Annotated in this window: 18 protein-coding genes; 14 read left to right on the forward strand and 4 right to left on the reverse strand. The window is 47.4% G+C overall.

All coding sequences use genetic code 11. The annotated features are described in order from the left end of the window. The first annotated feature begins 506 nt into the window (after positions 1 to 506). The 3 genes from ACJJIR_RS02400 to ACJJIR_RS02410 are packed head-to-tail and all read left to right on the forward strand — an operon-like array spanning position 507 to position 6,533. Positions 507 to 1,691 carry an HlyD family secretion protein gene (locus tag ACJJIR_RS02400; protein ID WP_444907205.1) on the forward strand — a complete coding sequence of 395 codons (1,185 nt, stop codon included), beginning with the start codon at positions 507 to 509 and terminating at the stop codon, positions 1,689 to 1,691. A gap of 2 nt (positions 1,692 to 1,693) precedes the next feature. Further along, positions 1,694 to 4,426 (forward strand): ATP-binding cassette domain-containing protein, encoded by a 2,733-nt coding sequence (locus tag ACJJIR_RS02405; protein WP_444907206.1) that lies wholly within the window; start codon positions 1,694 to 1,696, stop codon positions 4,424 to 4,426. Continuing rightward, the gene (locus ACJJIR_RS02410; RefSeq protein ID WP_444907207.1) at positions 4,416 to 6,533 is read left to right on the forward strand and encodes an ATP-binding cassette domain-containing protein; all 2,118 of its coding nucleotides are present in this window, start codon (positions 4,416 to 4,418) and stop codon (positions 6,531 to 6,533) included. The genes ACJJIR_RS02405 and ACJJIR_RS02410 overlap by 11 nt, the downstream gene beginning before the upstream one ends. A 1,876-nt stretch (positions 6,534 to 8,409) precedes the next feature. Here the strand turns inward: ACJJIR_RS02410 and ettA are convergent. Then, positions 8,410 to 10,074: an energy-dependent translational throttle protein EttA gene (gene ettA / locus ACJJIR_RS02415; protein WP_444907208.1), complete on the reverse strand. Its 1,665-nt coding sequence runs from the start codon at positions 10,072 to 10,074 to the stop codon at positions 8,410 to 8,412. 180 nt (positions 10,075 to 10,254) lie between these two features. Between ettA and ACJJIR_RS02420 the strand changes: the two genes are divergently transcribed. From ACJJIR_RS02420 to fnr (ACJJIR_RS02440), 5 genes are all read left to right on the forward strand, one after another. Then, positions 10,255 to 11,361 (forward strand): enoyl-CoA hydratase/isomerase family protein, encoded by a 1,107-nt coding sequence (locus tag ACJJIR_RS02420; RefSeq protein ID WP_444907209.1) that lies wholly within the window; start codon positions 10,255 to 10,257, stop codon positions 11,359 to 11,361. Positions 11,362 to 11,433: 72 nt separating this feature from the next. After that, complete coding sequence (gene mmsB, locus ACJJIR_RS02425) at positions 11,434 to 12,339, forward strand: 3-hydroxyisobutyrate dehydrogenase (protein WP_444907210.1); 906 nt, start codon at positions 11,434 to 11,436, stop codon at positions 12,337 to 12,339. Positions 12,340 to 12,736: 397 nt separating this feature from the next. Further along, positions 12,737 to 13,435: an OmpW/AlkL family protein gene (locus ACJJIR_RS02430; RefSeq protein WP_444907211.1), complete on the forward strand. Its 699-nt coding sequence runs from the start codon at positions 12,737 to 12,739 to the stop codon at positions 13,433 to 13,435. Positions 13,436 to 13,558: 123 nt separating this feature from the next. Beyond that, the gene (hemN, locus tag ACJJIR_RS02435) at positions 13,559 to 14,941 is read left to right on the forward strand and encodes an oxygen-independent coproporphyrinogen III oxidase (RefSeq protein WP_444907212.1); all 1,383 of its coding nucleotides are present in this window, start codon (positions 13,559 to 13,561) and stop codon (positions 14,939 to 14,941) included. A gap of 73 nt (positions 14,942 to 15,014) precedes the next feature. Further along, positions 15,015 to 15,740, forward strand: coding sequence for a fumarate/nitrate reduction transcriptional regulator Fnr (fnr, locus tag ACJJIR_RS02440; RefSeq protein ID WP_444898279.1), 726 nt, complete (start codon positions 15,015 to 15,017; stop codon positions 15,738 to 15,740). 52 nt (positions 15,741 to 15,792) lie between these two features. Here the strand turns inward: fnr (ACJJIR_RS02440) and ACJJIR_RS02445 are convergent, their stop codons facing one another. After that, entirely contained in the window at positions 15,793 to 16,815 is a 1,023-nt protein-coding gene (locus ACJJIR_RS02445; protein WP_444907213.1) for an adenosine deaminase, read from the reverse strand. Positions 16,816 to 17,116: 301 nt separating this feature from the next. Between ACJJIR_RS02445 and ACJJIR_RS02450 the strand changes: the two genes are divergently transcribed. From ACJJIR_RS02450 to ACJJIR_RS02465, 4 genes are all read left to right on the forward strand, one after another. After that, positions 17,117 to 17,983 carry an SDR family oxidoreductase gene (locus ACJJIR_RS02450; RefSeq protein ID WP_444907214.1) on the forward strand — a complete coding sequence of 289 codons (867 nt, stop codon included), beginning with the start codon at positions 17,117 to 17,119 and terminating at the stop codon, positions 17,981 to 17,983. A gap of 217 nt (positions 17,984 to 18,200) precedes the next feature. Further along, positions 18,201 to 18,923: a fumarate/nitrate reduction transcriptional regulator Fnr gene (gene fnr / locus ACJJIR_RS02455; protein WP_444896046.1), complete on the forward strand. Its 723-nt coding sequence runs from the start codon at positions 18,201 to 18,203 to the stop codon at positions 18,921 to 18,923. A 400-nt stretch (positions 18,924 to 19,323) separates the two neighbouring features. After that, positions 19,324 to 19,986 carry a putative adhesin gene (locus tag ACJJIR_RS02460; protein ID WP_444907215.1) on the forward strand — a complete coding sequence of 221 codons (663 nt, stop codon included), beginning with the start codon at positions 19,324 to 19,326 and terminating at the stop codon, positions 19,984 to 19,986. Positions 19,987 to 20,348: 362 nt separating this feature from the next. Continuing rightward, complete coding sequence (locus ACJJIR_RS02465; RefSeq protein ID WP_444907216.1) at positions 20,349 to 21,050, forward strand: putative adhesin; 702 nt, start codon at positions 20,349 to 20,351, stop codon at positions 21,048 to 21,050. 68 nt (positions 21,051 to 21,118) lie between these two features. On the opposite strand, the gene ACJJIR_RS02470 is transcribed toward ACJJIR_RS02465, so the two are convergent. Beyond that, positions 21,119 to 21,562 (reverse strand): SpoIIAA family protein, encoded by a 444-nt coding sequence (locus ACJJIR_RS02470; RefSeq protein ID WP_282931190.1) that lies wholly within the window; start codon positions 21,560 to 21,562, stop codon positions 21,119 to 21,121. A gap of 29 nt (positions 21,563 to 21,591) precedes the next feature. Next, positions 21,592 to 22,167 (reverse strand): hemerythrin domain-containing protein, encoded by a 576-nt coding sequence (locus ACJJIR_RS02475; RefSeq protein ID WP_444896049.1) that lies wholly within the window; start codon positions 22,165 to 22,167, stop codon positions 21,592 to 21,594. A gap of 480 nt (positions 22,168 to 22,647) precedes the next feature. Between ACJJIR_RS02475 and ACJJIR_RS02480 the strand changes: the two genes are divergently transcribed. Together ACJJIR_RS02480 and ACJJIR_RS02485 are read left to right on the forward strand one after the other, a co-directional pair. Beyond that, positions 22,648 to 23,136: an outer membrane beta-barrel protein gene (locus ACJJIR_RS02480; protein ID WP_444907217.1), complete on the forward strand. Its 489-nt coding sequence runs from the start codon at positions 22,648 to 22,650 to the stop codon at positions 23,134 to 23,136. Between the two features lie 149 nt (positions 23,137 to 23,285). Continuing rightward, positions 23,286 to 23,783: a porin family protein gene (locus tag ACJJIR_RS02485; protein ID WP_444896051.1), complete on the forward strand. Its 498-nt coding sequence runs from the start codon at positions 23,286 to 23,288 to the stop codon at positions 23,781 to 23,783. Positions 23,784 to 23,887 lie beyond the last annotated feature (104 nt).

A 23,887-nucleotide genomic window follows, 5' to 3' on the forward strand; every position in this document is an offset into this window, starting at 1 on the left:
TGATTTCCAGTTGTCGAGAAGTATAGCTTATCTAGGAGAAGTAGCTAATGTGTTGGCCATATGAATAAGATGTATGTAAGAGCGAAGTTTGTAGACTGGTTAGTTTTTCTTTTCCAGCTAAGGCTTTTGATGGAAAAACTTTTCAATAATTCTAGGGTGCTTCTGTCCGGAAATTATATTTCTATGCGGCCTAATGCAAACTTAAAATCAATATGAATGGCCTCAATATATCCTGCTTCTTATTGACTAATTCTGGTAGAGAAGCTCTGAATGAATTGATACTGGGGGCATCAGGGGGTTTTCTAAGCACACTTGTAACGAGTAGATTAGAAGTGTGAAATGATTGTTATTTGTCGAGAAATGAAGTATAGATTTTAATTGACATCCTTAATGTAAGAAATTTAAATTTAGCAAATCTAATTTTGAGTAGTTAGTTTACAATAATCTGCAAAAACAGAGATTTTCTTCTTTACCTGCCTTGCAGGTCGACTAATAGGTTTACAGCATTGTCAACGCCTTTTTCTCATACTACTAGAGCTATTGCCTCAGACTCTATCCGTGCTTTGGTTCTTGTTACCTTGTTAGGGTTTTTGCTTCTGATTGCTTGGTTAATTTGGTTTTTTACGAAAGATATTACGATCTACAGTGTAAGTGATGATGCTAGGTTGGAGCAGGAGCAAAACACAATTCATGTAAGTACCCAGAGGGTTGGCCGGGTGATCAATGTTGATGCTGAGCTAGGTGACACCCTTGAGGTCGGGGATATTCTGGTACAACTTGATACGTCTGTACTTGATTTGAGTTTAAAGGGTGATACCAAAATATCTGAAAGCCTGAAGGAGCAACTTGACTCTGTTCAGCGAGAGCGACGGTTACTAGATAAAAAATTTGGCGAAGATGAGAAAGCCCTTAGCGATCAATTGAAGATACTGGAACAAAGGTACCATCTTCAGGTTAGCAATCAAAAGATACAAGCTGAGGTAGCCGATCGTTATGAGCGATTACTGGAGAAACAACAAAGTTCAGAGTTGGATTATTTAGCAGCAAAACGTGCCTACCAGCAGATGGCAATGGCGACACTTAAAATACAAGCGGATATTCGTGCTTTGGAGGATCGAAGAGCACAGCTGATCAGTGAATATGAGTTGGAGGTGAGTACCCTCAGGCAACGAAATCAAGATATAGATGGCAAGCTTGCAGAAGTAGATACCCGTATTCAACAAAGCCACCTAGCTGTGAGTGAGCAAAAATTGCGAGCGCCAATCGCCGGTACACTTGCTGCCCTTGCAGAAATTAGGGAGGGCGAAGTTCTAGCGGCAGGTCAGCAAATAGCGACTATTCAAGCAGAGGGCCTTATCTCGATTCAGGCATTTTTTCCACCGGCACTAGCTCTGGGACATATCCAGCCCGGGCAGCAGGCTCAGGTAAAATTGGATGGTTTTTCCTGGGCCCGATATGGGCAAATGGAAGCGCGTGTGGAGCGAGTGGCCAGTGCCGTTCAACAAGGTAAAGTCCTCGTACAGCTTTCTCTACAAGGTGAAGTACCACCACAACTCCCGCTATTACATGATTTGCCAGCCAGAGTAGAAATTGCCACAGGTAAGAAGACACCTTATCAGCTGCTTTTACAGCGAGCAGGAGAAATGCTCTCAGGTAAAGCCACCGAAGAGATTATGGTGGAGGGAGCGTGACTTTGAAACAGAAATTACGCTGGTTGGTTCCTGAGGTGGTGCAAACCTCCAATATGGATTGTGGTCCGGCGTCTTTAAAATGCTTACTTGAGGGTTTTGGTGTAAGTACACACTACGGCCATTTACGTGATGCCTGCCAAACAGATGTGGATGGTACTTCCATAAATACACTGGAGAAAATTGCAGTAGAGTTGGGATTGGATGCTACTCAGATGGTGGTTCCTGTTGACCATCTATTACTAGATAATCCTGGTTACCTGCCCGGGCTGGTTGTTGTGCGGCTGCCCAATGGTAATACCCACTTTGTCGTCGCTTGGAGAAATCATCACGGTATTGTACAAGTAATGGATCCAGCAAGCGGTAGACGTTGGCCCAGCGCACGCCGTTTTTTGGATGAATTGCATGTTCACACTGCACGGGTACCCCCTCAGGGCTGGAGAAACTGGGCAGGTGGTGATGATTTTATTGTCCCGCTGAAAAAGCGTATTGCAATGTTAAAGGTTGGCAATATGGTGGCCACCTCGCTCTGTGAAAAAGCGCTAAAGGATGAGAATTGGATCTCGCTGGCATTTCTCGATGCATCCGTTCGAATGCTCGGCTCATTAGTTACATCCGGGGCGATAAAGCGCGGAACTGAAGTTAGTGGTATGTTGCAGCGGCTGTCCGTTGAGTTTTCTATGGATACCAGTCAAGCATTTTCTTTAGTACCAGAGAATTACTGGTGCGCGCTTCCACCTCACCGACCAGGAGGTGAACCTGAAGAAAAAATTGAACTTGCTCCTGAGCTATTGGAGTTTACTGGTGCGGTCATTGTAAGTGTAAAAGGCGTAGGTGATCTCAGTAAAGTAAAACCGAAATCAGAAGCGCTATCGAGGGCTTTAAGTGAACCACCGGTTAAACCTCTCCAGCAACTCTGGAGGTTTATGCGTGAAGATGGAGTAGTTGCTCCACTTACTATTTTTATCGCTCTGATTGGATCGGTGCTGGGATTAATGTTTGAAGCATTGCTTTTCCGCGGACTGATAGATATTCATAGTGAATTAGCGACAGACGTACAACGAGTTAGCACGATTGGACTGCTAATTGGCTTTATGTTCACTCTATTGCTATTACAGTTTCCCACGGCAAAAATTCAAATGATGATAGGACGCCGTTTGGAAAACCGTTTTCGTATACGTTTTCTAGCTGCACTACCTAAAATACCCGATCACTTCTTTCAAAGTCGCCCCACTTCTGATACTGCCGAGCGTGCACACCGTATTTCTGCCTTGAGAGATTTACCTGTACTTGGGACCAGTATTATTTTTAAGATTTTTACTCTGTTGGCAACTGCAATGGGAATTATCTGGCTTGTACCGACTGCTGCGCCACTAGTACTCATCATGGTTGTGTTACAGGTTGCTGTACCGTTGATATTCCATCCAGTACTGACTGATTACAGTATGCGAGTACAAACTCACGCAGGGGCTTTGGCTCGCTTTTATATGGATGCCCTATTGGGAGTAATACCAATTAGAACCCATGGGGCCAGTGAATCTGTTCGGCGAGAGCACGAAAATCTACTCGTCGAGTGGATAAAAGCTGGTTATTCCTCATTGAGTTTTCAGCTCAATAGCCAAGCGGTGCAGCTATTAGTGAATTGTAGCCTCAGTAGTGTGCTGGTGATTTATTGTGTTGCTGCTAGAGGAGCAAGCCCTGACTTACTGCTACTTATTTATTGGGTTTTGGCATTACCGCCATTGGGAGAAGAAATTGCTGGATTAATGCGTAGTTACCCACGTCAGCGAAATTTATTACTGAGGGCACTAGAGCCACTTCAGGCGGTTATGGAAACAGAAACTGATAAAGAGTTTGAGGATTGTGTTGTATTCTCCTCACTGAAACCGGTGGGAATCAAATTTGATAATGTGAGTGTGAATGCCAGTGGTCGTACTATTCTCGACAAGGTAAACCTTGAGATAAGCCCGGGTGAACAAGTTGCGGTTGTAGGGGCATCTGGAGCTGGTAAGTCGAGCTTGGCCGGATTGCTATTGGGCTGGCATAAACCTGCTAGTGGTCGTGTGATGTTAAACGGCAATGAGCTGAAAGGGGAATTTCTGAATCGTTTTCGTCTTCACTGTGCCTGGGTTGATCCTGCTATTCAACTGTGGAATAGCAGTCTTTTAGAAAATCTGAGTTACGGTAATAAGCCTGGAGCACCCCTTTATCCCGTTCTTCAACAAGCGGATTTGCTTAAATTGGTGGCAGCGTTACCGGATGGATTGCAGAGTACCTTGGGTGAAGGTGGTGCTCTGGTGAGTGGCGGTGAGGGGCAGCGTGTGCGGCTGGGGCGTGCACTTGGCCGTGAAGAAACGGCTTGTGTGATCCTGGATGAACCTTTCAGAGGTCTTGATCGTCAGCAGCGACAGAACTTGATGAGTCGCGTAAGAGAAATCTGGCACGGCATCACCTTGATTTGTATTACCCATGATATTAGTGAAACCCTGGATTTTCCACGTGTTCTAGTTGTTGATGAAGGCAAAATTATAGAAGATGGTGAGCCTGGTGAGCTTCAAACGGAGAGTGATACTCGATATGCGCAATTACTAGCAGCTGAAAGAAGCCTTTGGCAAGAGTGTTGGCAGAGTACCAGTTGGCGCCACCTGAATATGGCCAAGGGTCAACTGACGGAACTGCAAGGAGTACCTGTTACCTCACGAGCTTCTAAACTCAAGGAGGTTTCTGGTGAGCACTGAAGAATGGATTTCCTATTGCTGGCCTGCGTCACAATTAGAAGCTGCACTGCAAGCGCTAGCGAAGCGCTGTGGTTTAAATCCGTTAGTGGCAGAAAGTAAAACCCAAGGGGCTGTCTTGGAATTTAATTCCAGGTTGCAAGCGGAGGCCGAAGCCTTGGATTTACAGGTAGAGCGAGTGAACTGCAGTTATGCCGAACTGGAATCTACTCTTTTGCGAGCCGCCCCTGCACTACTGAGGATACGTTTCTGCGATGAGGACTATTTTATAGCATTGAGTGGAGGCCGCGGGCGTAAGTTATACCTGCTTACTCCGACATTAAGTATAGAGAAAATCCACGTTGAGAGTGTATTACACCAGCTGGCTTGGGAACTCGAAGAACCTCAGCGCCAGCGTATCAGTCAGTTATTGGATAGTGCAAAAATTAAAGGGCGCCGGCGTAAGGGAGCCATGGCAGCGTTGTTGCGTGAAAACCTTGCAAATGTGCGGCTGGATGATTGCTGGTTGTTGCGCCAACCGTCTCATCGCTCCTTGTGGTCGCAGCTTCGCCACCATGGGCTTTACTGGCGATTTGCCGCCATGCTTGCCTGCCACAGTATACAAATGGTTCTTTTCTTATGTGGTTGGTGGGTGATTGGTAGAGCGGTACTTGAGGGCCACATCAGTTCTGGTTGGTTGGCTGCCTGGATATTATTACTGGTTTCTCAGGTTCCCCTATCGCTGCTTACAGCCCGATTGCGCGGTGTGATTTCCGTCGAGGCAGGCGCACTTCTCAAACAGCGATTGCTCGCCAGTGCGTTGCGTGTCAGCCCCAGTCGAATTCGCCATATGGGCTCGGGTCAGGTTCTGGGTAGAGTTTACGATGCAGAGAATATTGAAGTCGGTGCATTGCAAGGTGCTTTTTTATGGTTGCTGGGCTGTGTGGAGTTGTTAATAGCAGTCTTAATATTGCTACTGGGAACAAGCGGACTTGTTTATGCTGCGATTTTTCCATTGTTTCTACTAAGTGCGCTTTTTCTGGGAAAAGCGCAATACCAAAGTTGCCGTCAGTGGACAGCACAGCGGTTGTCAATGACTCACCGTTTGATCGAAAAAATGATTGGGCACCGAACTCGACTTGTCCAGCAAGCTTCGAATGAGTGGCATCGGGGCGAAGATAGTGAATTAAATAATTATTTTGAAAGCTCCTTGCGAATGGACAACAGCATGGCACGTCTAGTGGCTCTGTTGCCGCGGCTATGGTTTCTTCTAGGAATAGTGGGATTTGCTCCAATATTTATTACTGGCGACGCTAGCAACTCACAGATTGCAATTACCTTCGGTGGCATATTGATAGGATATCGTGCAGTTTTAAAGTGTATGAGTGGTTTTAACAACGCACTGGGCACAGTAGTTTCCTGGGAAAAAGTAAACGAATTATTTTCTTTGGAGGATTGCAATGCAAAAAAAAGTGTGAGGCCGGTGATGACTGTTCCATCGGGGATGCAAAATTCGTCATTGCCGCTGTGCTATTTACGCGATGTCCGCTTTACCTATGAGGGAAAGGATCAAGCGATACTGGCAGGTTGTAATCTCAGCGTTTATCCCGGAGATCGGATTTTACTACGAGGCGCTTCTGGTTCCGGAAAGTCCACACTTGCCAATGTGTTGACTGGTGTTCAGGTGCCAGATGATGGCCTACTACTGCTTAATGGTTATGACCGAATGAGTATCGGTGCAGAACCTTGGCGTAGAATGGTGGCCTCTGCTCCACAGTTTCATGAAAACCATGTATTGGGGGACTCATTTTTATTCAACTTATTGATGGGGGATCAGTGGCCGCCCAGCCAAGAGGGCCTGATAAGAGCTTATGCTATCTGTGATGAGCTGGGGCTTACCCCATTGCTAGAAAAAATGCCTGCTGGAATTCTACAGACGGTTGGGGAGATGGGGTGGCGTCTGTCCCACGGAGAGATGAGTCGGTTATTTATTGCTCGCGCGCTTTTACAAAATGCTGAGATGGTAGTTTTGGATGAGAGTTTTGCCGCTCTTGACCCGGAAAATCTGCGTATTGGATTAGCTTGTGTTCAAAAGCATGCAAAAACATTAATTGTTATTGCTCATCCATAGCAGAGTACCTATGTGAAAGGCCCTTTCACTTTTAAGCTATTTTAATTGGTTTCACTGTCTCTTAATCGATATATTGGCTATACATTTTGCATGTTGAAATATCAGTGTTCGGCGTTTTATATATTGATGGAAAGATCTAGTTTATAGCTATTCAAGACGAAGGATTAAATAAGGAGGCTTTAATGCTATATGATTATATTTACGTTATTATATGTGTGATTGATTTTTTGTTTTTCCTTTCTTTATGATTTTTATAGCAGGTTAGATTGGAGAGTATGATTCAGGAAATAGCTAAAAGTATTTAAGTTGTTGTTGTGTTATTGAATTAATTATAATTAACAGCTTATTTTTAGCGGGAATGTGATTTTAAATTAAACTTTGTTAAAGAAAGAGAATGTTTCTTGCTATTGGTGGCACCCCCAGTCACTCTCTAGCATCTTTATTTTTGGTTATATGGTACCACTTTGGCTTGATTTGTATTCAATTGTGGCAGTTATTAATTTAATTTTATTGTTGTCTAATCTTTACGTTTTTGTCAGTATCAAGTTTTAGGTAATGTTTTTAGGGGCTGATTGATCTAATAATTTTTAGGCAGCAAAGTATGATTAAAGATAATCTCCTGCTAAATGGTTGTGTCACCTCATTCGTAAGTAATTAGGGTGGCCTACAGGGCTATGATTAATCCTTGGGTTTTATAGAGGGTAAATTTTAAGCGGATTTCTTGACACTAGGTTCCGTAGGTTCCGTAGGTTCCGTAGGTTCCGTAGGTTTATAGGGTCGTATATTTATTCGTGGTAAGCTAATTTAAACACGTTAATTGCCATCATTTGGACAGCTTTTGGTAGTTAAATATAAGGTTTTTGGGGTTTCCATCACGAATTGGATGAGAGTGTGAAAGGTGTGGGCGTCAGTTAGATATTTTTTTGATTAATCGCCCATGAAATTAAACTAGTTATGGCCAAGTTGGTCCTGTTCAGGTTAAGCTTCTAAAGGCTCGGGAGTTTATTGGCTTGAGCTGCAAAAAAAAATGTTTAAATGGAGATATATTATGAATTATGAGACCGATATCACAGCAGGTCCAGAAGCAGTTCGTCCTGATATTTCGCCAACCTAATAGGTTGCGCTAAGCGTGTGGAGTTAGGGTTCAGTCGTAGCCGACTTTATTGTTGGTTGCTGACTTGCTCTGGCTCTACCGATCTAAAGTTTAAGTTTTTCTATCTTAGTACTAAAAAGCATATTACGGTTTTGCATGATTTATCTGGTACGCTCGTATCAACTGCCGGTGTTTATTCTTATTTTGAATGTTTTCTATAATTGTGTTTAGGTTAAATGTTGATTTTGATGTTTTTTTGTGTGAGTGGCTGGGTTGCTTATTTCTGGTTCCGTATAAGTTATATATTTAATTGGTTTAAAAAGTGTGACCGAATGAATTTATGGCTGTCTTTTTCTTTTATAGAAAAATGATATCCGCTAGAGAATAGTCAATGATTTTTCTTAAGGATTGTATTGGGTTGAGAGTCTCATTTGGCGGAAGTGGTTTTTAAATTATCTTTTACTATGGTTTAAAGTTTTTACTCAAATATATTTTTTGCAAGCGACAATATAGCTCTTCTTATAAAAAGTATTTGGAAGCAGGTGCTTAGGCGAGGGTTTCGTTTATTCACAATGAAATGGTTTGTTATTATTTTCAAGATGGATCTGATTCAGAGTGGCGTTTAAGCACTAGAGCAACTTGGTATTGGGGGCAAAGTTGTTTGATAAGGCAATTTACTTACCTATATCATAATGAGCATTTTTAGGCTCAATAAAAAAGCGAGCCAATGACTCGCTTTTTATAAGGGATAAATAGCCAGTAGGCTATATAGATATCAGATGATCAAGTCTTAAGCTTCTTATAATGCATGCGATGGGGTGTTGCATCCTCACCTTTGCGCTGTACAAAGTCCTCGTGGTACTCGGTGTAGTTACCCTCGAAGAATACCGCTTCACTCTCACCCTCATAGGCGAGGATATGGGTGGCAACGCGGTCCAGGAACCAGCGATCGTGCGAGATTACCAGGGCACAGCCGGGGAAGTTGAGCAGGGCTTCTTCCAGGGCGCGCAGGGTTTCGATATCCAGATCGTTGGAGGGTTCATCCAGCAGCAGTACGTTGGCACCCTGCTTGAGGGTATAGGCCAGGTGCAGGCGTCCGCGTTCACCGCCGGAGAGTTCGCCTACGCGCTTCTGCTGGTCACTGCCCTTGAAGTTAAAGCGGCCAACATAGTTGCGCGAGCCCACTTCGTAGTTGTTGATCTTGAGCATATCGTGGCCGTCTGAGATGGCTTCCCATACGGTCTTGCTGTCATCCAGATTTTCACGGCCCTGTTCAACGTAGGCGACCTTAACGGTTTCACCCATCTTGATCTCGCCGGAGTCCGGCTGCTCGGTGCCGCTGATCATACGGAACAGGGTGGACTTACCGGCACCGTTGCCGCCGACGATACCTACAATTGCGCCCTTGGGCACGCGGAAAGACAGGTTGTCGATCAGCAGGCGCTCGCCGAAGCCTTTGCTCACATCTTTAAACTCAATCACATTGTCGCCGAGACGCTCGCCGGGCGGAATGTAGATTTCGTTGGTCTCGTTGCGGGCCTGGAAGTCCTGGGACTGCATTTCTTCCAGGCGGGACAAACGGGCCTTGTTTTTGGACTGACGGCCCTTAGGATTTTGGCGGGCCCACTCGAGTTCCTTTTGCATGGCTTTGGCGCGGGCCTGTTCGCCGCGCTGCTCTTGCTCCAGGCGTTTTTCTTTCTGTTCCAGCCAAGTGGTGTAGTTACCTTCCCAGGGGATGCCGTGGCCGCGGTCCAGTTCCAGAATCCAGCCGGCAACATTGTCGAGGAAGTAGCGATCGTGGGTGATGGCAACCACAGTGCCAGTGAAATCGTGCAGGAAGCGCTCCAGCCAGAATACGGATTCCGCATCCAGGTGGTTGGTGGGTTCGTCGAGAAGCAGCATATCCGGGCGGGACAGCAGCAGGCGGCAAAGGGCCACACGGCGCTTTTCACCGCCGGACAGATTGTTTACGTCCGCATCCCAGGGGGGCAGGCGCAGTGCGTCTGCGGCAACTTCCAGGCGGTGCTCCAGGTTGTGGGCGTCCCAGGCCTGGATAATGTCTTCGAACTGTTGCTGTTTCTTGGCCAGGGCATCGAAGTCTGCGTCGGGCTCGGCGTAATCGGCGTAGACCTGTTCCAGGCCGGCGAGGGCGTCGATGGCTTCGCGTACACCGTCCTCTACGTTGCCGCGCACGGTCTTGCTGGCATCGAGTTGCGGTTCCTGGGGCAGGTAGCCGACCTTGATGCCGGGCATTGCGCGGGCTTCGCCGTTAAAGTCCTGGTCGACCCCGGCCATGATGCGCAGCAGGGTGGATTTACCTGCGCCGTTGAGGCCGAGTACGCCGATCTTGGCGCCGGGGAAGAAGGAGAGGGAGATGTCCTTGAGGATCTCGCGCTTGGGGGGCACTACTTTGCCCACCCGGTTCATGGTGTATACGTATTCGGCCATTTGGGGTTCCGTAATGGGTGTTGGAATCGGTCAGATTTTGCGCGCAACTTATCAGTTTGCGTAAAAAGTGCAACCGGGCATGTCTGTGGTAGCCCGCTGTACTCGCGTGTGGCTGACGTCAAATGTGATCTGTGTTTAACTGCGACACTATCTAGTACAAGAGCTATAAGACGAATAAAAATGGATCAGGATTCCCCGGTGTTGTTTTCCCGGCGCGGCGCCCTGGCGATCGCGACACTAAACCTCCCCAAGGCTCTCAATGCCTTAAATTCATCCATGATCGATCTGTTGTCGGCCCAGCTAGACCGCTGGGCTGAAGACACTGAAGTCGCAGCAGTCTGGATCGATGGCAGTGGCGACAAGGCGCTGTGCGCTGGCGGCGATGTGGTGGCGCTGTATCGGGAGTCCGCCGCCTATGGTGAGACACCGGACTACGGCTTCACCACCGACTTCTTCTCCCGCGAATATCGCCTGGACTACCAGATTCACACTTACGCCAAGCCCGTCGTGGTGTGGGGCGGTGGCTTCGTGATGGGAGGCGGTATCGGCATTATGGCGGGAGCCAGCCACCGGATTGTGACCGAAACCACTCGTATGGCAATGCCGGAGATTACGATTGGTTTGTTTCCCGATGTGGGGGGCAGCTGGTTCCTGAATCGTATGCCCGGGCGCCTTGGACTTTTCCTGGGGCTGACCGGTGCGCAGTTTAATGGCGCCGATGCCCTGTTTGCCGGTATGGCGGACCGCATGATAGGCCAGGACCAGCGGGAGTCAGTCTTGTCTGCGTTAGCGGGGCTCAGTTTTGGTGAAAACCTGGAAGCCAATCACCAGTTAATTAGCAATTGCCTTAAATCCCAGGAGCTGCCCCTTCTGGAGCGGCCTGAGTCTGCTCTACGAGAGCATTATGACCAAATCCAGCAGCTTACCGATTTTGCCACCTTGCCAGAGGTTTGTGCCGCCATCAGTGCATACCAGGGTGTGGATAAGTGGTTGCAGCGGGCAGCTGCCACTTTGGCAGGTGGCTCTCCGCTGACCCCCTGGATTGTGTGGGAGCAATTACAGCGGGCTCGACACCTGTCCCTGGCGGATATCTACCGCATGGAGTTGGCACTCGCGGTAAACCTCTGTGCCAGTGGCCACTTCAAGGAAGGGGTGCGCGCGCTGTTGATTGATAAAGACCGCGAACCCCAGTGGCAACCTGACAGCTTGGAACAGATTACACCTGCGCAGGTGGAGAGCTGCTTTGAGGGACCCTGGGGCGGTGAGCACCCGCTGGCCGACCTGTAGATATCGTATTTACCGAGCGTCCCGGGCTGTTAATCGCCAGGGATACCAACAACAAAATAGGGAGTGGCTTTTATGGAAAAGATAGCCTTTTTTGGTTTGGGTAATATGGGTGGCCCCATGGCTGCCAACTTGGCGAAGGCCGGCTATACCGTAGCGGCATTTGATTTGAGCCCTGTTGCTCTGGAACAGGCACAGCGAGACGGCTGCCTGCCCTGTGACAGCGCCCAACAGGCTGTTGAGGGCGCGGATATCGTAATTTCCATGTTGCCCAGTGGCGACGCGGTGAAAGGGCTCTACCTGGGAGAGGCTGGGTTGTTGCAGCAACTCCCGGCCGATACCCTGATTATCGACTGTTCGACTATCTCCGCAGAGGATGCCTGCCTGGTCAGCCAGGCTGCCGGGGAGCATGGGTTGAGAGCGATAGATGCCCCGGTATCCGGAGGTACAGCTGCGGCACAGGCGGGGACGCTTTGCTTTATGTGCGGCGGGGATGAAGCGGCATTCGATGCAGCGCGGGCCCCGCTGCAGGTGATGGGCAGCAAGATATTTCTCGCCGGTGCTGCCGGTGCTGGGCAGGTGGCAAAGATTTGCAACAATCTGTTGCTTGCGATCCATATGACCGGTACCGCAGAAGCTTTACAGCTGGGAGTGGATAAGGGGCTGGATGCCAAGGTACTGAGCGATATTATGCGGGAAAGTTCGGGTAATAATTGGTCCCTGGCTAACTACAATCCCTACCCGGGCACTATGGAGAGCGTGCCTTCGGCAAAGGGTTATGCCGGCGGTTTCAGTGTGGCATTGATGCTCAAGGACCTGGGACTGGCTATGGATGCCGCCTCAACCAGTGCATCCTCTACTCCGATGGGAGCCCTGGCGAAAAATCTTTTCCAACTGCATGGCGCCAGTGAGGAAAACCAGCAACTGGATTTCTCCAGTATTCAGAATATGTTCCGGCGCCCGGCGGGCAGCCTTACTTAGCGCCTGTTTAAAGGCCTTGCACCACAGTCTGGCAATGTCGGCAGTGGTGCAGTTTTGGCCCGGTTTGTTTGCCCTTAACCCTGTCATCTAAAGGAAAAATTTGCGGTAGTTCTCAATTTGGCAAGATCGTATCAAATACAGTTGAGAGCTCGGTTCCCTCGGACTTTCTGAGCCGCTATCTTCCCCGCCCCTTCCCGGAAACGGGTCTCCCTTAAACAGCGCAATTATCTTGCTGCTGCACATTCCAATGGATTTTTTTCCAGGTAATTCGGCAGCTTGATTTGGATCAAGCAGCCTCAGGCAGTCAGCGAGTAACCTGTCCGCGACTTGTGATTGTGCCTGGAGGGGGGCCCTTCCTGAGTCGGGAAAAATGCCTAATCGCTTTATGGAGAAGTTAATGAATCGTATAACTGCTTGTGCGACAGCCGCTTTGACCGCCGTACTTTCTGCACCCGCACTGGCCTATGAACAAGGCAGTTTAATTCTGCGCGGTGGCATGGCCACTGTAGCACCCGATGCTAATTCCAGCGTACTTTCCTTGAATGGAACCGGCATCAACCAAACCGGTGTTGATGTGGATAACGGTTCCGCACTGGGCCTGACCGGCGTCTACATGTTCCGCGATCACTGGGGTTTGGAACTGGTTGCCGCAACGCCGTTCAGCCACGATATCGAAGTTGTTGGCGAGGGCCTGGGCAGTTTCAACCTGGGGGAAACCAAGCACTTGCCGCCGACTCTGTTGGTTCAATGGTATCCGATGGAGCCACAGTCCAACATTCAGCCGTATGTTGGCCTGGGTGTGAACTACACCGCTTTCTTTGATGAAGAAATCAGCAGCACCGCCGATAGCGCTTTCGAAAGCCTTGGCGCCACTGGTGATGCAGAACTGTCCCTGGACAATTCATTTGGCCTGGCAGCAGAAGCCGGTATCGATTTTACCTTCGGTGCCGATCAACGCTGGTTGTTCAATATGTCTGTGTTCTGGATGGACATCGAGACCGACGCCAAAGTCAAAGTACCTGGCCTGGGTGAAGTGACTGCCAATGTGGATATTGATCCGCTGGTTTACATGGCTGGTCTGGGCTACCGCTTCTAAAAGGTAGCAATAAATAGGTCTGGGGTAGAGCAGTCACTGTGGTTTTCTGGTCGAAGACCCGGTGGCTGCTTTTTTGTTTGTGTCGGATTTCCAAGCAAACTACCGAACGAGGTGTGAATGAATATGAAGCAAGAGATTAAAAGCCCCGTGGGAGGGTTGTCTGAAGAACTCTTATCCCGTTATAGCGGACCCTGCCCGCGCTACACCTCGTATCCTACCGCCGATCGTTTTCACACATTAAATGGAATTGAGCCCTGGGCAGCGCTGCAGGATATTCGCAGCTTGTCCCTTTATGTTCATATTCCTTTTTGCCGTTCTCTCTGTTACTTCTGTGCCTGTAATAAAGTAATTACTCACCAGTATGGATTGGCTTCCAGTTATCTGGATCACTTGCTGCAGGAAGCCCAGTGGTACCGGGATAAGGTGGCTGATGTCCCCGTTACCCAATTGCACTTGGGCGGTGGTACGCCGACATTCTTGAGTGATAGTGATATGCGTCGCTTAATGGGAGGGCTGGCTGAAGTTTTTGATTTGCGCCCAGGCGACGGGGTTGAATACAGTATTGAGGCCGATCCACGTACCCTTGAGTTAGAGACCCTGGATACCCTGCGAGAACTGGGTTTTAACCGCTTGAGCCTGGGGGTGCAGGATTTCGATATCGAAGTTCAGCGTTCAATCAATCGTATCTGCAGTGCCGACCAAGTTACGGAGTTGACCGTAGCGGCGCGTGAGCGCGGGTTTGAGTCCATTTCCTACGACCTGATTTACGGACTACCCAAGCAGGGGCTGAGCAGCCTGCACCGTACCTTGGATAAAGTGCTGGAGCTGCAACCGGACCGCATCGCTCTCTATCACTATGCACACCTGCCACACCGATTTAAGGCCCAGCGCCTGATTGATACGGATTTAATCCCTTCTGCCGCAGAAAAAGTGGCGATGCAGCTGGCGGCTGTAGAGCACCTGGGTAAGGCGGGGTATGAATTTTTGGGGATGGATCACTTTGCCCGTCCTGGGGATGAACTGGCTAAGGCAGCCCATGCCGGTATGCTGCAGCGCAATTTCCAGGGTTACACCCTAATGCCGGCAGATGCTTTGGTCGGTCTGGGGGCATCGGCGATCAGCTACAGTCGCGATGGCTACTGGCAAAATTTACATCGCCTAAAAGAATATACTCAGGCGATTGGAGAAGGGAAATCTGCAGCCTGCCGCGGCTGGTTAATGGATGATGAAGATCGTTTGCGCCAGTGGATTATTAGTGAATTAATGTGTCGTTTGCGCCTGGATAAAAACCTTGTTGAACAGCGTATAGGTGCTTCCTTTGAGGAGTATTTCTCTGAGGAATTAGCGCGCTTACAGCCTATGTTTGACGATGGTCTAATTTATCAGGATAACGAAAATATTATTGTTACCGAGGAAGGCCGCTGGTTCGTTAGAAATGTTGCCGCTGCATTTGATATGTATTTGCACAGTCAAGAAACAGATGCGAAATATTCACGTGTTCTATAGCTACCGGCAGGAGACTAACGGCTCGACAGCCGTTACAATTGCGGCAAATTAGTTTACCGACCGGTTTAGTATGATGGATTCCTCTACAGCTGTTAGTTGCGGCAACTGTTCAGTCAGGCGTTTGTGCTTGCCAGCTGGTTTGTGTCAGTCTGATATTGATCGGCTAGAGCATATCACGCGTCGAAAGAAAATAATTAAAGCGGGGGAGACCCTTTACCGAGCTGGCGATCCATTTGCCAATCTCTATGCAATTCGCTCAGGCAGTTTTAAAACTGTGGTGATTGCTGCAGATGGTGACACTCAGGTCACCCACTTCGCTTTACCTGGGGAACTGCTCGGTCTGGATGCCTACAGTACTCGGGTACATCCGAGTTATGCGGAAGCATTGGAAGACAGCAGTGTTTGCCTGCTGCCTTTTACTCAACTGGAAATTTTGGCCCAGCAGGTGACAGCACTGCAGCAGCAGATTTACAGCATTTTTTCTGAAGAGTTGCGCCAGGAAAACGATATTTTAATGTTGTTGGGCAAGCGCTCTGCCGATACTCGTTTGGCGGCTCTTCTGATTAATATTTCCAGCCGTTACGCTCGCCGTGGATACTCTCACAGTGCGTTTGTTTTATCGATGCCGCGCACTGATATCGCCAATTATTTGGGTTTGACAGCGGAAACTGTCAGCCGGCTTTTCTCGCGTTTTCAGCGAGAAAAATTAATTAAGGTGAGTGGCCGATCAGTTGAGATTATTAATTTAATTGAACTCAGTGAGCTAGCGGGTACTCACTGCGGATATGATGAAGACTGAATTTTGAAATAGTGTCCTGGCTTTATGATCAGTCAGGACACTACCCAATCCACTAAACTTCAGCAACCGTTTCGATTGCTGATATTGCCTCCGCCCACTTTTCTTTATCTGCCTCTGGAATGTAGCTCGCTTTAAAACTATTCAGGGCCAGTTTTTTCGCCTGCTCTTTGGTCATGCCCAGACTTTCGCTAAGGGCCAGATAATTTTTATTAACGTAACCGCCAAAGTAAGCTGGATCATCTGCATTAACAGTGACACACAGGCCGCGCTCGAGGAGTGACAAAATGGGGTGTTGGTTCATATTGTCGTAAACACAGAGTGCGGTATTGGAGAGCGGGCAAACGGTCAGGGGGATATGTTCCTCTTTCAGGCGCTCAATTAGTGCTTCGTCCTCAACGCAGCGAACCCCATGGTCGATTCGGCTCACGTCCAGAAGATCGAGAGCCTCTACGATATAATCGGCAGGCCCCTCTTCACCAGCGTGGGCAACTCTCTCAAGCCCTAGCTCTTTGGCCATAGCAAATACTTTCTGAAATTTGCTGGGTGGATGACCCAGCTCAGAAGAGTCCAACCCTACACCTTTTATTAAGTTCAGGTATGGTTTTGCCACTTCCAAGGTGGCAATTGCTTCCTCTTCACTCAGGTGGCGTAAGAAGCACAAAATAAGGTGACTACTTATTCCCCACTCATTTCTTGCATCATCAAGAGCGCTGTTAATACCCTTGATAACCACACCGATATCAATGCTCCTCTCTGTATGGGTTTGGGGGTCAAAGAAGATCTCTGTGTGGACAACATTATCTTCACGACAGCGCTTGAGATAAGCCATGGTCAGGTCATAAAAATCCCGCTCATGGATCAGGACGGAAGCGCCTTGATAATAAATATCTAGGAACGACTGTAAATTATGAAATTTATAGGCTGCTTTAATTTCCTCAATACTGGAAAAGGGAATTTCAATATTGTTGCGCTTGCTCAACTCGAACATTAGCTCCGGTTCCAGTGAACCCTCGATATGGAGGTGAAGCTCGGCTTTTGGCAGTGCTTTCAAAAAGTTCAAATCGGCAATGGACATAGAAATACCTTGTTGCGGGGCTGCCTGTGAACCTGAATGCGCCGGAGGCTATCCAACATTCCGACTCACAGAAACTGTCTGGGCTATAAAAGGGCGCTAATGGTATCAGGTTACGCCCTCTGAGAATAAAGCTGGCGGAGCTTATTTTACGGCTTACTCTGACTCGCCAGCCCTATTGTTCAGCTGCAGCCAGATTCATTGCCAAAAATACACCGATCGGTTTACTTGATGCTATTCATGTGTATACTGCACTGAGTAGTTTACATTTTGAGATTGATTAACGAATACTGAGGAGAGAGCAATGAGTAAGGTTGCCTTGATTACCGGGACTTCCACAGGGCTGGGGCAGAGTCTGGCGCTGCAAATGGCTAAGCAGGGGTTTAGGGTCTATGCCACCATGAGAGATCTCTCCAAGGCCGACCAGCTGATAAATGCGGCTCCTCAGGGGGCGGCTCTCGAAGTGATGGAATTGGATGTAACAGATTCTGACAGTATCCAGAAATGCGTCGATACCATTATCCGGGATGCTGGGCGTATCGATTTATTGATCAACAATGCTGGCGCTGGTTTTGTAAAGACCACTGAACACGCCAGCGAAGAAGAGATACGCTGGGTGACGGATGTGAACTACCTCGGTGTAGTTCGCTGCACTAAAGCAGTCTTACCCCATATGCGCGAAGCTCGTAGTGGACACGTTATCAATATTTCATCAGTGGGTGGGCTAGTTGGGCAGCCGTTCAATGAGCTGTATTGTGCGGCAAAGTTTGCTGTTGAGGGTTATACAGAGGCCCTGGCAAGTTATATTACCCCTGCCTTTAATATTAATTTTACCGCTGTCGAGCCCGGTGGAATCCACTCAGAGTTTGCCAATAATGTGCTTTCGCAGTTGGAGCGGAGCCAGGGGTATCCCGAAGATGAATACCAGGGGGTCTTCAATCAGTATATTGGTGGTATGAGGTCGCGAAGCCCAGAGCAGACAGCTGAGATATACCAGACATCTGACCAAGTAGCCGAGGTGGTTTTACAAGTGGTACAGGCTGAGGAGCCACCTATTCGGGTCAGAACATCCAAGTGGGCCAATGAACTTTGCAATTTTAAGAGCGGTATGGATCAGGATGGCAAAAAACAGCAACGAATGGTGATCGAAAGCTTTTTACCTGAGTTTTAATCTTTTAACTTTTAAAGAAATATAAAAGTTGCTTTTAATGTGAAACTATCTTTTAACTTTACGAATTTAGCACATAGGGCAAGTTACTAACTACCATGTGTGTCGCTTAGTATTATGGAGTGTGTTTACCAGGACAAGCCGGTTACGAAAGAGTCAAAAAGCTGATTCATGGCCGGTAATAGTATTACTGTCAGTAAAAGAATTTGGTTGCCTAGCTATGACCAAGTCAGCGCAGGCCGTAAGTTGTAGTAACTGTTCAGTCAGGCGTTTGTGCTTGCCTGCAGGGCTGGTGCAGGCAGATATTGACCGGCTTGAACGGGTTACCCGCAAGAAAAAGGTAATTAAAGCGGGTGAAACCTTGTATCGAGCAGGTGATCCATTCCAAAATCTCTATGCGATTCGCTCTGGAAGTGTCAAAACGGTAGTCATTGGTGCAGATGGGAATATCCAGGTAACACATTTCGCCCTTCCTGGTGAGCTGTTGGGGCTCGATGCTTATAGTAGTCGGGTTCACCCCAGTTATGCGGAGGCGCTGGAAGATAGCAGTGTGTGCTTGTTGCCATTTGACCAACTGGAAACCTTAGCTCAGGAAGTTCCAGCACTGCAGCAGCAAATCTATAGCATTTTTTCCGAAGAGTTGCGGCAGGAAAATGAAATCTTAATGTTGCTGGGAAAGCGTGCTGCTGATGCTCGCTTAGCGGCATTGTTGATTAATATTTCCAGTCGCTATGCATGTCGTGGTTACTCCCCCCGTGAATTTGTACTCTCTATGCCGAGAACGGACATCGCCAATTACTTGGGGTTAACAGCGGAGACGGTGAGCCGTTTATTTTCGCGTTTTCAGCGAGATGGACTGGTGAATGTTAGTGGTCGAATGGTTGAAATCCTTGACTTGCTGGCGTTGAGTGAATTGGCTGGAACCCATTGCGGCTACGACTGATAGCCGTACAGGTTTTTCACTTTTCCAATTGATTTTCTGGAACCTAACGCTTCTTTTTTATATCGGCTATTGAGCACGTTGGCGCATAAAGCCTCCTAATTTTAATTTTTATTCCTTGTCTATTTCGGCAGTATCTGGGTCATTTTGGCCAGAATAGCTGCGAATACTGCCGCCTCAAAAGGGTACGATGGTTCTAATTGAGTGCCGCTATTTTGGAAGTGTTTTCTTTTCTCCTTTGTTTAAGAGGGTTTGACTGTATAGCCTGGATATTTGTAGTTCTCTTGCCTGGTATTTTTTGTATTTCACACCTCTAGCAAATATCCAATAAGCCATAGTAGCCTTTGTCACAGAGCGCTAGTCAGTAAGCCTCAAAAAAATAAGAAGTGAGAAGAAGGGAAGTATGCCTGTCAGAGAATTTGATCTAGTTAAGATTTTTGCAGCGGAAGGAACACAAGTGGGAGATGCTCCCAACCTGGTAATTTCTGCTCACGGTGCAACAACCAAGCAAATTTTTTATCCCAAAGGGCACGGAGGGGATAACCTCTTTTTCTTTTCTCCCCATGGTTATTCTCTAAATGATCCAGGTATTGGTAGCGTCTTGAGTGGCAATGCCAAATATCATGAGTGGGTTGGTAAGGGAAAAGTTTGTCATAACTATACCCTGAGCAAATATCAGGGGTATCACGGGTCAACAACCGGTCAGATTCTAGGCCGCGTTACTCGCCATTTTATTAAAGGTGAGAGCTATGCTGATGTGCAAAAGGCTGTAGATAATGCCCATGAGCACAATGAGAGGGTGCGAAATCTGGATCCCAATAATCCCATGCATCAACCTTATATTAAGAAAGGGGTTAAGCCGGTAATGTCGGCGGACTTATTGACTATTCGCAATAGAGTAAAAATGGATAACCCCACCTTAGTGGATGTTCTAAACATTCTGCATAGAAATAATCTTCACTATGAAAATATCTATTGTTCTTTTTGTCGAAGCGAAGTGAGTTTTAGCAATATCCTTATTGGAACTCCATCCTGGGACAGCAAAATGCAGCGACCAACCACCTAAACGGTGTCTTCTAACTTCGTATTCAATTCTTAAGTAGAGAGAAGATGGTGCCCGTTAAGCTAGAAATGTGAATGCATTTTTATTATGGGTCACCATCTACCAATTTGTTACAGCTCACTTCCTTGAGCTTGCCGGGCCTAAACTGTTTTCCTCAATTCCTCCTTATTTTTGTCATATTTATTTCATACCTCACTTATTTGACTAATACTTAGTCCAAAAAATTTTCCTCTTCGTGACTAATGTCAAAAATCATGCAATAAAACTTGAGTATGGATGATTGGTCATAGTAGGTTGTTAGTACGGTTGTTTTGTTTGGAGGGGTGACCCTCTTATTTCTGTACTCGACGTTAGATAGGTGTCATATGCCTGTTCGTGAATTGGATTTAGTCAAAATTTTTGCACCGGAAGGTACCAATGTTGGGGATGCGCCGTCCCTGGTGATTTCTGCCCACGGTGCCGCAACCAAGCAGGTTTTTTATAATAAAGGCCACGGTGGCGACAACCTGCTTTTCTTTGCACCTCACGGTTACACGTTGGAAGATCCTGGCCTACAAGATGTTGTAGATGGGAAAGCAAAAGTTCATGAGCATATTGGCAAGGGTAAGATATGCCGTAACTATATGTTGAAAAAATTCCAGGGGTACCACGGCAGTACAGCCGGACAGATTTTTGGTCGCCTATCGCGCCGATTTATTAATGATGGTGAGAGTTACGCTCAGATTCAGAATGTTGTGGATGAAGCCCATAATCACAATGTGAAAGCTATTCGGAATCAGGTAAGACTGCAGCAATATGACTTAAATGATCCCTTTCAAAAGTCTCTGTATGACGCAAAAGTTGGTGCTTCTTTGTACACCACAAAGATGGAAGCTAACTTCTTGACGATTCGAAATAGGCACAATCAAAAGAGTCCAACCCTGGCTGATGTGCTCAATATTCTGCATCGGAACAACTTACACTATGAGAATATTTACTGTTCTTTTTGCCGTAACGAGTTGAGCGTAGGTAATCTTATATTGGGAACGCCTTCCTGGGACAGTAAAAAGAGGAAGGTGAATACTTAGAAATAAGTAACTGAGTAATTTACGGGTAAAAAAAGGGGGGCGTAAACGCCCCCTTAATCCACTACTTATCAGGAGTGTGTGGAGAAAGCTAATTCCTTTTCAGATTCCTTGTGACCAATACCCGTCTTCCTTGTTTCCTGTAGCCAATCCATGGCCTCTTGTTGCTGTTTGAAATAGCGGACTTCACCGCTAACAAACCAGCTCCCGACTTTTGTGGCTATTTGCTGCCACTCCTCATCCCCAAGTACAGCGACATGCGAGAATTCATTGCCGTGCTTTAAGGCCAGCTTGAACTCATCCCAGATCGCGTGCATCCCCCAGCCCTCGAAATCCCGAAGATCAATCAGCAATTGAACCTGAGGTTTTTTTACCCCTTCCAGAGCATATTCTAATAGTGGTGTTATATGCTCATAATCCTCATGGGTTAACTCACCAATTGCCTTTATGTAAAGGAAAAACTCATCATTTATGCGTTCCATGCCAATGGATATGCCGTGGCGTTTAAACTGCATTAACATTTCCTCCCTGCTGTTTTGGTGACCTAAGCTAATGCCTGCGCGGGCATTTGATGTTGTGTCAGATCTTCGTGCAGGGACTCGTAAATTTTTCTGGTTGCCCTGTCGAAATATCTGCAGCTTAATTCACTGACCTGTTTCTGAATATAAATCCAGTCGGTAGTCCCCAGGTACTGTTCGATCTGTGGGAAAATAGATTTATTTTCCAAGTCCATATGCTTGCGTTGCAGCTTCAGGTAGGTGTTGCAAGCTCCTTGCAGCACTCTCCGTTCAACGGTCGCATCATTGGCAATAGCATAAAATAAAGCGCACATGTGTTTTGTCGCTGCGGCTATATTTTCATGCTGCATTTGCGCTTCGTAAATTGATTCCCTGTCATGTACTGGCTTAGTCAACAGCCGGGAAAATATTAAGTCCTCAACTGGGTGGTGATATCTATCCGGGTACGCCGATAAATAATCCAAAGCATCAAGGATCAGTGACAAGGTGTTTGGATCGCGGTCGCCGCAGCCAAAAAGATCCAGGAGTAATTGCTCAAAGGCGTTGAGCAACTCTTGCATATGTTTATGGTCACAGCACAGTTGTCGGTAGATGGCATTCATCCCAGACCTCCGCGATTTGTCGATGGGTCTATTGTTGCCATATGTACCAATCCAAAGTTGATTTGGATCAAGTGAGGGGGACTTAGTGGGACTCAAGGTGGAATTTACCGCTACCTACTCAGGGGAGGACTGGGGTTATCAATAGGTATGAGGCTGACCATGCCGCTGAATTCCTTGGTTCAACTCTTATCTGTACCTCGTTGTATTTGACCACAAGATAAATTAAACCTATTTTCGAGTAGCCCTTTCTTCAGTTTTTTCCACAAGTACGCTCTTCTGTCGGACCTAGATAAGGGTGTGTTTTATCCTTCATATTTTAATAATTTCTAATGACGTGTTGTTGCACATTTAAGCATGCTGCGATGTTTCCCGTTGTTCAATAAATTTATTGGTGTTGAAGTCGTAGGTTGTCATCGAATTATTCCGCAGCGCCCTATTTGTGTGTCACGACAAAGTTAATGCAACAGGATGGGAGTGTTAATGAAAATAGTTAAGGCTGGTATAGGTGTGCTGGCACTCGTTGTTTCAGCGGGCGCAATTGCCGAGGGCGTTTACTGGGGGGGTGTGGCCGGAATAGCTGATTTTGATTTCAAGGGGGTCGATAATCCACTGAATTTGGGACTGCGAGCAGGTTATGTGCGGGCCTCGGGTTTTGGGGTGGAAGGTGAATATACCAGTTCACTATTAAGTGGTGAGACTGAGGCTTATGGTCGGAATGTGGATGTAGACATACGTACTCTTGCTACTTATGCGACTTACAGAACAGAGGGGGACTGGTACCTGAAAGGACGCCTGGGCCTTCTCTATGAAGACGTTTCTGTTGGCAGCGAAAGTAGTGATGACTTGGGTGTCAGCTTAGGGGCTGGAATTGGTTATAGCCTGAATGAAATTTATCACCTGGAGCTTGAGTACACCGTATTAGAGAAGGATGTCAGTTATTGGTCAGGCGGGTTTAGCCTGAGATTTTAATTGTCCCTTTCCTAAATTTAACTAATGGAGACATCTCTTTTTAGAAGCTCCTAGGTTACATTCTGACTTGTCTAAGTGAACACTTGTGCCAATTGATCATGTCCCTATAATCCCTGCCCTTTGATCAGACTTCGAGATTTAAGGGGAAGATGGTGGGCTTTAATCTCAAGGCAATGGCTGCAGTTACCGCTCTGTTGTGTTCCGCTACCGCTTATGGGCAGGGTGCGTATATCGGTGGCGTTTTCGGTGTTTTGGATGTTGATGCCAGGGGGGAGAGTCCTTTAAATGGGGGGATTCGAGCCGGTTATACCTGGGGTTCTGGCTGGGGATTCGAGGCAGAAGTCACCGACTCTGTCATTGATGGTGAGTTCGACTACTACTGGTACGATTACAACTACTCCCTGGCAACACAAGCTGTTTATGCCACCTACCGCAGCCCGGGCAACATTTATCTGAAAGGTCGTATCGGCTACCTCCATGAGGAGTTGGAGATAGATAATTGGGAGAAAGAGTACTCGGATAACGGGGCATCTGCCGGGCTCGGGGCTGGTTTCAAACTGACCGACGAGGCGACCCTGGAACTGGATTACACCATCATTGAGTCCGACGTGAATTACTGGTCTGGCTCTGTGGTGTACAAATTCTGACCGTCTTTTCAAGGTGGACGGGTTGGTCCCGCCACGTCTCTGCATTTGCGCATTCATGCTGCCCTTGGTGTACAATGCGCGCCTTTCTAAAATGCCCAGAATGC

This window comes from Microbulbifer maximicatervae (SeqCode), from assembly GCF_052467385.1.